The organism is Pseudomonas sp. S1_G07 (assembly GCF_054668565.1).
Genome location: NZ_CP162778.1, coordinates 877,889 through 889,242 on the forward strand (window position 1 = coordinate 877,889; position 11,354 = coordinate 889,242).

At 63.1% G+C, this 11,354-nt stretch carries 9 protein-coding genes; all 9 read left to right on the top strand.

The genetic code is table 11. From position 1 onward, the window contains the following. The first annotated feature begins 24 nt into the window (after nt 1-24). Nucleotides 25-531, top strand: coding sequence for a type VI secretion system contractile sheath small subunit (gene tssB / locus AB4O05_RS04165; RefSeq protein ID WP_010207547.1), 507 nt, complete (start codon nt 25-27; stop codon nt 529-531). A gap of 2 nt (nt 532-533) precedes the next feature. Beyond that, complete coding sequence (gene tssC, locus AB4O05_RS04170) at nt 534-2,030, top strand: type VI secretion system contractile sheath large subunit (protein ID WP_460132800.1); 1,497 nt, start codon at nt 534-536, stop codon at nt 2,028-2,030. A gap of 173 nt (nt 2,031-2,203) precedes the next feature. Then, the gene (locus AB4O05_RS04175; RefSeq protein ID WP_034116443.1) at nt 2,204-2,692 is read left to right on the top strand and encodes an Hcp family type VI secretion system effector; all 489 of its coding nucleotides are present in this window, start codon (nt 2,204-2,206) and stop codon (nt 2,690-2,692) included. A gap of 78 nt (nt 2,693-2,770) precedes the next feature. Continuing rightward, entirely contained in the window at nt 2,771-3,286 is a 516-nt protein-coding gene (gene tssE, locus AB4O05_RS04180; RefSeq protein WP_460132799.1) for a type VI secretion system baseplate subunit TssE, read from the top strand. Continuing rightward, nucleotides 3,283-5,142, top strand: coding sequence for a type VI secretion system baseplate subunit TssF (tssF, locus tag AB4O05_RS04185; protein ID WP_460132797.1), 1,860 nt, complete (start codon nt 3,283-3,285; stop codon nt 5,140-5,142). The genes tssE and tssF overlap by 4 nt, the downstream gene beginning before the upstream one ends. After that, entirely contained in the window at nt 5,106-6,149 is a 1,044-nt protein-coding gene (gene tssG / locus AB4O05_RS04190) for a type VI secretion system baseplate subunit TssG (protein WP_460132796.1), read from the top strand. The genes tssF and tssG overlap by 37 nt, the downstream gene beginning before the upstream one ends. Then, a complete protein-coding gene (gene tssH, locus AB4O05_RS04195) occupies nt 6,142-8,805 on the top strand; it encodes a type VI secretion system ATPase TssH (RefSeq protein WP_460132794.1) in 2,664 nt (887 codons plus the stop codon). The genes tssG and tssH overlap by 8 nt, the downstream gene beginning before the upstream one ends. 158 nt (nt 8,806-8,963) lie before the next feature. Then, nucleotides 8,964-10,904, top strand: coding sequence for a type VI secretion system Vgr family protein (locus AB4O05_RS04200; RefSeq protein ID WP_460132792.1), 1,941 nt, complete (start codon nt 8,964-8,966; stop codon nt 10,902-10,904). A 15-nt stretch (nt 10,905-10,919) separates the two neighbouring features. Next, nucleotides 10,920-11,354 carry a DcrB-related protein gene (locus tag AB4O05_RS04205; RefSeq protein WP_460132791.1) on the top strand — a complete coding sequence of 145 codons (435 nt, stop codon included), beginning with the start codon at nt 10,920-10,922 and terminating at the stop codon, nt 11,352-11,354.

Consider the following 11,354-nt stretch of genomic DNA (forward strand, 5'->3'; position numbering starts at 1 on the left):
GCTCAAGCGACCAGGAGCAGCAACGTGGCGAAGCAAAGTTCTCAGAAATTCATCGCGCGCAACCGCGCGCCTCGAGTGCAGATCGAGTACGACGTCGAGCTTTACGGCGCCGAGAAAAAGGTCCAGCTGCCCTTCGTGATGGGTGTGATGGCCGACCTCGCCGGCAAGCCTGCCGAGCCTCTGGCGCCAGTGGCCGACCGCAAGTTCCTTGAAGTGGACGTCGACAACTTCGACTCGCGCCTCAAGGCCATGCAGCCGCGCGTGGCGTTCCACGTACCCAACGAACTGACAGGCGAAGGCAACCTGAGCCTGGACATCACCTTCGAAAGCATGGACGACTTCAGCCCGGCCGCCGTGGCCCGCAAGGTCGACTCGCTGAACCAGTTGCTCGAAGCCCGTACCCAGTTGGCCAACCTGCTGACCTACATGGACGGCAAGACCGGCGCCGAAGAAATCATCATGAAGGCGATCAAGGACCCGGCACTGCTTCAGGCACTTGCCAGCGCGCCTAAGCCTGCGGGAGACCAGTAATCATGACCGACAATACCGTTCGCGAAGGCGCGCCGAACCTGGGCGCTACCGAAGAGACCAGCGAGTTCGCTTCGCTGTTGATGCAAGAGTTCAAGCCCAAGACCGAGCGTGCCCGCGAAGCCGTGGAAACCGCCGTGCGCACCTTGGCCGAACAGGCCCTGGCCCAGACTGACCTGGTGTCCAACGATGCAATCAAGTCGATCGAATCGATCATCGCCGCCATCGACGCCAAGCTCACCGCCCAGGTCAACCAGATCATCCACCACCCCGATTTCCAGCAGTTGGAAAGCGCCTGGCGTGGCCTGCATTACCTGGTCAACAACACCGAGAGCGATGAGCAGCTGAAGATCCGCGTGCTCAACATCGCAAAGCCCGAGCTGCACAAAACCCTGAAGAAATTCAAGGGCACCGCCTGGGACCAGAGCCCGATCTTCAAGAAGATGTACGAAGAAGAATACGGCCAGTTCGGCGGCGAGCCTTACGGTTGCCTGGTTGGCGACTACTACTTCGACCAGTCGCCACCGGACGTCGAGCTGCTGGGCGAGCTGTCGAAAGTCTGCGCCGCCATGCACTCGCCGTTCATCGCGGCGGCCTCGCCGACTGTGATGGGCATGGGCTCGTGGCAGGAACTGTCGAACCCGCGCGACCTGACCAAGATCTTCACCACCCCGGAATACGCCGGCTGGCGTTCGCTGCGTGAGTCGGAAGACTCGCGCTATATCGGCCTGACCATGCCGCGCTTCCTGGCGCGCCTGCCGTATGGCGCCAAGACCGACCCGGTGGAAGCCTTCGCCTTCGAAGAAAACACCGACGGCGCCGACAGCTCCAAGTACACCTGGGCCAACGCCGCCTACGCGATGGCGGTGAACATCAACCGTTCGTTCAAGCACTATGGCTGGTGTTCGCGCATCCGTGGCGTGGAGTCCGGCGGTGAAGTGGAAAACCTGCCGGCGCACACGTTCCCGACCGATGACGGTGGCGTGGACATGAAGTGCCCGACCGAAATTGCCATCAGCGACCGTCGTGAAGCGGAACTGGCGAAGAACGGTTTCATGCCGCTGCTGCACAAGAAAAACACCGACTTCGCCGCGTTCATCGGCGCCCAGTCGTTGCAGAAACCGGCCGAATACGACGACCCGGACGCCACCGCCAATGCCAACCTGGCCGCGCGCCTGCCGTACCTGTTCGCCACCTGCCGTTTCGCTCACTACTTGAAGTGCATCGTGCGCGACAAGATCGGTTCCTTCAAAGAGAAGGACGAGATGCAGCGCTGGTTGCAGGACTGGATCCTCAACTACGTCGACGGCGACCCTGCGCACTCCACCGAAACCACCAAGGCCCAGCACCCGCTGGCCGCCGCCGAGGTGATCGTGGAAGACGTCGAAGGCAACCCGGGTTACTACAACTCCAAGTTCTACCTGCGCCCGCACTACCAGCTCGAAGGGCTGACCGTGTCGTTGCGCCTGGTATCGAAGCTGCCGTCGGCTAAGAGTGCTTAAAAACGGGACCGGCTCGCTCCCTGTAGGAGCGAGCTTGCTCGCGAAAAACTTGAAGACGCCGCGTTCATCCAGGATGCCCGCGTCACCGTTGACGACCTTCGCGAGCAAGCTCGCTCCTACAGGGGTCGGCGGCGTTAACAAATACAGTGGCAAGAGCCACACAGGGAGAAAACATGGCTGTTGATATTTTCATCAAGATCGGCGACATCAAGGGCGAGTCCATGGACAAGGCCCACAAGGACGAAATCGACGTGCTGAACTGGAGCTGGGGCATGGCCCAGTCCGGCAACATGCACGTGGGCGGTGGCGGCGGCGCGGGCAAGGTGAATATCCAGGACCTGTCGCTGACCAAGTACGTCGACAAGGCGTCGCCGAACCTGATGATGCACTGCGCCAGCGGCAAGCACATCGACAAGGTCAAGCTGACCGTGCGCAAGGCCGGTGGCGAAAGCCAGGTCGAGTACATGGTGATCAACCTGGAAGAAGTCCTGGTGACGTCCCTGAGCACCGGCGGTTCGGGTACCGATGATCGCCTGACCGAGAACGTGACCCTGAACTTCGCTCAAGTGATGGTCGACTACCAGCCGCAGAAAGCCGACGGCACCAAAGACGGCGGCCCGATCAAGTTTGGCTGGAACATCCGTTCCAACACCAAGCGCTGATAGCCCTGGTGGCCGTGGCTTCATGCCACGGCGCCTTGCACTTTGTCTCTCTCGCAACCCGTCCGTGGAGCTGCTTTGGTGGTAACTGAAATCGCTTCCCGCGACCGTCTGCAACCGTCCTTGCTCGATCGGTTGACCGACGACGACCCGACCAACCCCAAGGAAAGCGCCGACAAACGCGTGCTGTCCCTGACCCAGTTGAAAGCCTCGGTACTGCGTGACCTGGCGTGGCTGCTCAATACCACCTCGTTGCTCGATGCCGATGCCACGCTGCACACACAGGCAGGCACCTCGGTGGTCAATTACGGCCTGCCGGCATTGGCGGGCAACAGCGTTTCCAGCGTCGACATCAAGGCCCTCGAAGCCCTGATCTACCAGGCCATCGCCACCTTTGAACCGCGGATCCTGCGCCACACCCTGCGCGTCAAAGCCCGTGTCGGCCATGACGAAATGAACCACAACGCCCTGAGTTTCGAGATCGAAGGCGACTTGTGGGCCCAGCCGGTGCCGTTGCGCCTGCTGCTGCAAACCGACCTGGACCTGGAGTCCGGCCACGTGCGCGTGGTCAATGCCGACCAGCGGAGACGCCCATGAACCCGCGCCTGCTGGAGCTGTACAACCAGGAACTGCACCACGTGCGCGAAAGCGCCGCCGAGTTCGCCAAGGAATACCCGAAGATCGCCAGTCGGCTGACCCTGTCCGGTATGGACTGCGCCGACCCGTACGTCGAACGTTTGCTCGAAGGTTTTGCCTACCTCACCGCCCGCGTGCAGCTCAAGCTCGACGCCGAGTACCCGACCTTCACCCACAACCTGCTGGAAATCGCCTACCCGCATTACTTGGCGCCAACGCCATCGATGACCGTGGTGCAGATGCAGGCCGACCCCGACGAGGGCTCTCTGGCCAGCGGTTTCCCCCTGCCCCGCGACAGCGTATTGCGTGCTGCGCTGGGCCGCGAAACCCAGACCTGCTGCGAGTACCGCACCGCCCACCCGGTGATGCTGTGGCCGTTGCAGGTCAGCAACGCCGAATACTTCGGCAACCCGGCCGCCGTGCTCGGGCGCCTGGCCGCCAGCGAGCCGAAAGCCAAGGCGGGTTTGCGCCTGACCTTGCGCACCGGCGCCGAACTGCCGTTCAACAGCCTCGAGCTGGACACCTTGCCGCTGTACCTCAGCGGCGCCGACGAACAACCGTTCCGCCTCTACGAACAACTGCTGGGCAACGCCTGCGCGGTGTTCGCCCGCAAGCCCGGGGGTGACTGGGTCGAGCGCCTGCCGCAAGACGCGCTGCGTTCGCGTGGGTTTGACGATGTCGACGCAGCCATGCCCGTGGTGGCGCGGGCCTTCCAGGGCTATCGGCTGCTGCAGGAATACTTCGCCCTGCCCCACCGCTTCCTGTTCGTCGAGTTCGCCGAGCTGGGCCGCGCGGTCAAGCGTTGCGACGGCCAGGAACTGGAGCTGATCGTGCTGTTCGACCGTCACGAGCCAAGCCTGGAAGGCAGCGTCGGCGCGGCGCAGTTCCTGCCGTTCTGCACGCCGGCGATCAACCTGTTCCCCAAACGCGTGGACCGTATCCACCTGTCCGACCGGGTCAATGAACACCATGTGATCGCCGACCGCACACGGCCGATGGACTTCGAGATTCACTCGCTGAGCGGCATCACCGGCCATGGCACCGGGCCGGAGCAGCCGTTCTTGCCGTTTTATGCCGTGCGCGACCCATCGCGCTATGGCCGCGACCAGGCGTATTACACCGTGCGCCGCGAGCCTCGCGTGCTGTCCAGCGACCAGCGCCGCAACGGCCCGCGCTCCACCTATGTGGGCAGCGAAACCTTCGTCAGCCTGGTGGACAGCCGCCAGGCGCCGTACGGCCACGACCTGCGCCAACTGGGTGTGACGGCGCTGTGCACCAACCGTGACCTGCCGCTGTTCATGAGCGTGGGCAACGGCAAGACCGACTTCACCCTGGCCGACAGCGCGCCGGTACTCGCTGTACGTTGCGTCGCCGGCCCGAGCCGCCCACGCGCCAGCCATGCGCATGACGCCAAGGCCTGGCGCCTGATCAGCCAGTTGTCGCTCAACTACCTGTCCTTAAGCGAACAGGGTCAGGGCGCCGGCGCCCTGCGCGAACTGCTGCGCCTGTACGGCGACAGCAACGACGCGGCCCTGCAATTGCAGATCGAAGGCCTGCGCGAGGTCAGCAGCAAAGCCGTGACCCGCCGCCTGCCGATGCCCGGCCCGATCGTATTTGGCCGTGGCCTTGAGATCACGTTGGAATTCGATGAAAACGCGTTTCGCGGCACCGGCGTGTTCCTGCTCGGTGCGGTGCTGGAACGCTTCCTGGCACGCTATGTGTCGATCAACAGTTTTACCGAGACGGTGATCCGTACCACCGAACGCGGCGAGATCATGCGATGGAAAGCCAAGCCCGGACGTCGTCCGACCCTGTGAGTACCCTGGATGCGATGCACCAGGCGCCCTGGGAATATGACTTCTTCCAGGCGTTGCGGCGTATCGAGTGCGAATCGCCAGACCTGCCGCGCCTGGGCCACTCCCTGCGCCTGACGGACGACCCCTTGCGCCTGGGACAACAGGCTGACTGCACGTTTGCGCCGGCTACCCTGGCCTCGGTCGACCCCGGCGGCGATGGCAAGCCGGCACGGCTGGAGCAGTTCTTCTTCGGCCTTGGCGGCCCCAACGGCCCGCTGCCGCTGCACATCACCGAGTACGTGCGCGAGCGCCAGCGCAACCATGCCGACAGCACCAGCAAGCAGTTCCTGGACGTGTTCCATCACCGTCTGCTCAGCCTGTTTTACCGCGCCTGGGCCGAGGCGCGACCGACCGTCAGCCACGACCGCCCGGACGACGACTACTGGTCCGCGCGCCTCGCCGCCTTGAGTGGCCGGGGCATGCCAAGCCTGCTTAACCAGGGGCTGATCCCCGATACCGCGAAGCTGCACTACAGCGGCCACCTGTCGGCGCAAACCCGCTACCCGGACGGTTTGAAAGCCATTCTCAGCGAGTATTTCGGCCTGCCGGTGGAAATCGAAGAGTACGTCGGCCAATGGCTGGAACTGCCCGAACGCAGCCGCGTGGGGGTCAGCGCCCACCGATTGGGCGTGGACTTCTGCCTGGGCAGCCATGTATGGGACCGCCAGCATAAATTCCGCATCCGCCTGGGCCCGCTCAAGCTCGACGACTACATGAGCATGCTGCCCGGCAGCCAGCCGTTCAACGAACTGGTGGCGTGGGTGGCCGAGTACCTGGGCCATGAATTGGACTGGGACCTGAACCTGGTTCTGCAACAACCCGAAGTACCGGCACTGCAACTCAACGGCCAGTTCCGCCTGGGCTTCAATACCTGGCTCGGTAACCCTGAGCATGACGCCAACGACCTAATCCTGGCCCGGCATTACGCCGATCAGGCCACCACCTCAAGGAATCCAGAGCATGGGTGAAATCAGTCGCGCCGCACTGTTCGGCAAACTCAACAGCGTGGCCTACAAGGCCATCGAAGCCGCCACCGTGTTCTGCAAACTGCGGGGCAACCCGTATGTGGAACTGGCCCACTGGTTCCACCAGTTGCTGCAACTGCAGGACTCGGACCTGCACCGCATCATCCGCCAATTCAATGTGGAGCCGGCGCGCCTGGCCCGTGACCTCACCGAAGCCCTGGACCGCCTGCCGCGCGGCTCGACCTCGATCACCGACCTGTCGTCCCACGTGGAAGAGGCCGTGGAGCGCGGCTGGGTGTACGGCAGCCTGATGTTCGGCGAAAGCCAGGTACGCACCGGCTACCTGGTGCTGGGCATCCTCAAGACGCCGAGCCTGCGCCATGCGTTGCTGGGCTTGTCGTCGGAGTTCGACAAGATCAAGGCCGAAGCCCTGAGCGAACGTTTTGACGAGTACGTCGGTGACTCGCCCGAGAATGCCTTGGGTGCCAGCGACGGCTTCAATGCCGGCGCCGTGCCGGGCGAAGCCAGCGGTGCGATGGCGCCAAGTGCGATGGGCAAGCAGGAAGCGCTCAAGCGTTTCACCGTCGACCTGACCGAACAGGCGCGCAGCGGCAAGCTCGACCCGATCGTCGGCCGTGACGAGGAGATCCGCCAGCTGGTGGACATCCTCATGCGTCGGCGCCAGAACAACCCGATCCTCACCGGTGAAGCCGGGGTGGGCAAGACCGCTGTAGTCGAAGGCTTCGCCCTGCGCATCGTGGCGGGTGACGTACCGCCCGCGCTCAAGGACGTGGAGCTGCGCAGCCTTGACGTGGGCCTGCTGCAAGCCGGCGCGAGCATGAAAGGCGAGTTCGAACAGCGCCTGCGCCAGGTCATCGAAGACGTGCAGGCCTCGCCCAAGCCGATCATCCTGTTTATCGACGAAGCCCACACCCTGGTGGGCGCCGGTGGTGCCGCCGGCACCGGCGATGCGGCCAACCTGCTCAAACCGGCGTTGGCGCGCGGCACCCTGCGTACCGTGGCAGCCACCACCTGGGCCGAGTACAAGAAGCACATCGAAAAAGACCCGGCCCTGACCCGCCGCTTCCAGGTGGTGCAGGTCGCCGAGCCGTCGGAAGACAAAGCGCTGCTGATGATGCGCGGCGTGGCCTCGACCATGGAAAAACACCACCAGGTGCAGATCCTCGATGAAGCCCTGGAAGCGTCGGTGAAGCTGTCCCACCGCTATATCCCGGCGCGCCAATTGCCGGACAAATCCGTGAGCCTGCTGGACACCGCCTGCGCCCGCGTCGCCATCAGCCTGCACGCGGTGCCGGCGGAAGTGGACGACAGCCGCCGCCGCATCGAAGCCCTGGAAACCGAGCTGCAGATCATCGCCCGCGAGCATGCCATCGGCATCGCCATCGGTGCACGCCAGAGCAACAGCGAAGCCTTGCTGACGGCGGAGCGCGAGCGCCTGGCCACGCTGGAAAGCCGCTGGGCTGAAGAGAAAGCGCTGGTTGACGAGTTGCTCGCCACCCGTGCGACCCTGCGTGAGAAAGCCGGCGTGGTGGACAGCGGCAACGACGAGTTGCGCGCGCAATTGGTCGACCTGCAGCAGCGCCTCACTGCGCTGCAAGGCGAAACCCCGTTGATCCTGCCGACCGTGGATTACCAGGCCGTGGCCTCGGTGGTCGCCGACTGGACCGGTATCCCGGTGGGCCGCATGGCGCGCAACGAACTGGAGACCGTGCTCAACCTCGACCAGCACCTGAAAAAACGCATCATCGGCCAGGACCACGCCTTGCAGATGATCGCCAAACGCATCCAGACCTCCCGCGCCGGTCTCGACAACCCGAGCAAGCCGATTGGCGTGTTCATGCTCGCCGGTACCTCGGGCGTGGGCAAGACCGAAACCGCCCTGGCCCTGGCCGAAGCCATGTATGGCGGTGAGCAGAACGTGATCACCATCAACATGAGCGAGTTCCAGGAAGCCCACACGGTGTCGACCCTCAAGGGCGCGCCACCGGGCTATATCGGCTACGGCGAAGGCGGCGTACTGACCGAAGCGGTGCGGCGCAAACCCTACAGTGTGGTGCTGCTGGACGAGGTGGAAAAAGCCCACCCGGACGTGCACGAGATTTTCTTCCAGGTATTCGACAAGGGCGTGATGGAAGACGGCGAAGGCCGGGTGATCGACTTCAAGAACACCCTGATCCTGCTGACCACCAACGCCGGTACCGAACTGATTTCCCAGGTCTGCAAAGACCCGGCGAACATCCCCGAGCCGGAGGAAATCGCCAAGGCCCTGCGCCAGCCGCTGCTTGAGATTTTCCCGCCGGCCTTGCTGGGCCGCCTGGTGACCATTCCGTACTACCCGCTGAGCGACGAGATGCTCAAGGCGATCACCCGCCTGCAACTGAACCGCATCAAGAAGCGCGTGGAAAACACCCACAAGGTTGCCTTCGACTACGACGACGCGGTGGTCGACCTGATCGTCTCGCGCTGCACCGAAACCGAAAGCGGCGGGCGCATGATCGACACGATCCTCACCAACAGCCTGCTGCCGGACATGAGCCGTGAATTCCTCACGCGCATGCTCGAAGGCAAGGCGCTGGCGGGGGTGCGCATCAGCAGTCGGGACAATGAACTGCACTACGACTTCAGCGACGCCGATTGACCTGACGGAATGCAATCAAAACTGTGGGAGCGGGCTTGCTCGCGAAAGCGGTGTGCCAGTCACCGGATGCATCAACTGATACACCGCATTCGCGAGCCAGCCCGCTCCCACATTTGGATTCGGTTCCTTCAGTTATTAAGGTATTTACGGGACTACCGATGCTATTCAACCAAGCCTCACGCCTGGCCAAGATCACCAGCCCCCTCGGGCCGGATGTGCTGCTGCTCAATGAAATGGGCGGCGGCGAAGAACTGGGGCGGCTGTTCAACTATGAGCTGCAACTGACGTCGCTGGACGCCAACATCGACCTCAACCAGTTGCTGGGCAAGCCGATGAGCGTCGGCCTGCAACTGGCGGACGGTGGCGAGCGGCACTTCCACGGCATCGTCGCGCGTTGCAGCCAGAACATCGATCAGGGCCAGTTCGCCAGTTACCAGGTGACGCTGCGCCCGTGGCTGTGGCTGTTGAGCCGCACGTCGGACTGCCGGATTTTCCAGAACCTGAGCATCCCGCAGATCATCAAGCAGGTGTTCCGCGACCTGGGCTTTTCCGACTTCGAAGACGCCCTGAGCCGGCCGTATCGCGAGTGGGAATACTGCGTGCAGTACCGCGAGACCAGCTTCGATTTCGTCAGCCGCCTGATGGAACAGGAAGGCATCTACTACTTCTTCCGCCATGAACAGAACCGCCACGTGCTGGTGCTGGCCGACGCCTATGGCGCCCACACCACCGTGCCCGGCTATGCGTCGATCCCGTATTACCCCAAGGACGAGCAGCAGCGCGAACGCGACCACATGCACAACTGGCACCTGGCGCAGGAGGTGCAACCCGGTTCGCTTGAGCTCAACGACTACGACTTCCAGCGCCCCAGCGCCAGCATCGACGTGCGCTCGGCGATGCCGCGTCCGCACACCGCCGGCGACTACCCGCTGTACGACTACCCCGGCACCTACGTGCAAAGCGAAGACGGCGAACACTACGCGCGCACCCGCATCGAAGCCCTGCAAACCCTGCACGAACAGATCGAGTTCGCGGGCAATGCCCGTGGCCTCGGCTCCGGCCACCTGTTCAGCCTCACCGGCTTCAGCCGCCAGGACCAAAACCGCGAATACCTGATCGTCGGCTGCCGTTACTACATCGTCCAGGAAAGCCTGGAAAGCGGTGGCGGTTCGGGCTCGGCGCAGTTTGAAAGCAGCCTGACCTGCATCCCTGCGCAACAGAGCTACCGCACCCTGCCCGCCACCCATCGGCCCGTGGTCAAAGGCCCGCAAACCGCACTGGTGGTGGGCCCCAAAGGCGAGGAAATCTGGACCGACCAGTATGGCCGGGTGAAGGTGCATTTCTATTGGGACCGCCACGACCAGTCCAACGAAAACAGCTCATGCTGGATCCGCGTGTCGCAATCCTGGGCCGGCAAGAACTGGGGCTCGATGCAGATCCCCCGCATCGGCCAGGAAGTGATTGTCAGCTTCCTAGAGGGCGATCCCGACCGGCCGATCATCACCGGCCGGGTGTACAACGCTGAGCAGACGGTACCTTACGACCTGCCGGAGAACGCCACCCAAAGCGGCATGAAAAGCCGTTCGAGCAAGGGCGGCACGCCGGCCAACTTCAATGAAATCCGCATGGAGGACAAGAAGGGGTTGGAGCAGTTGTATATCCATGCCGAGCGTAATCAGGACATCGTGGTGGAGGTGGATGAGAGCCATTCGGTGGGGCATGACCGCAATAAAAGCATTGGACATAACGAGACGGTGACCATCGGCAACAATCGCCTGCGCATCGTCAAACAGGAAGACATCCTCTCGGTGGGCCAGCGCAAGACCGACAGCATCAGCCAGAGCTACGTGATCGAAGTGGGTGAAAACCTGCGCCTGGTCTGCGGTGAAAGCATCCTGGAGCTCAACGCCAGCGGGCAGATCAACCTCACCGGCGTGCAGATCAGCTTTTATGCCAGCGGCGATGCCGAGTTCAATACCGGCGGCGTGCTGCACTTGAACAACGGCGGCGGCCCCGGCGCCACGCCCGATGGCCAAGGGCAGAAAGGCGCCATCGACGCCAATATCAAAGCCGCGTTCCCCGCGCCTAAAAGTTCCTGACGAGACCTGTTTGCCATGACGTACCGAATCAACGAATTCCAGCTTCAACTGCCCGCCGCCGAGCTGCAGGACGCGACGATCAATATCCTCAAGTTCCCGGAACTGGGCACGTCCTTGATCATCAGCCGCAGCTTGCTGGCCGACGGCGAAACCCTGCACAGCAACTTCAACGACCAGCTCCAGCGCCTGGAAAAGCAGGTGCAGGACTTGCGCTACCAACCTGGCGTCGACGTACGTTTGGGCGCGGCTCAAGAGGTGGAAGGTATCGAGCTGCGCAGCCAGTTCAACAAGGGCAATGACAAGGTGTTCCAGTACCAGTTGGCGTTGGTGATACCCGGTACACGCAAGATGCTCGCCTTGAGTTATGTGAAGGCGGACAAGCTTGGGGATGCCGAAGCGGCGCATTGGGCGTTGATCAAAAGCTCGTTGTCGTTCGACGCTATTTCCTGA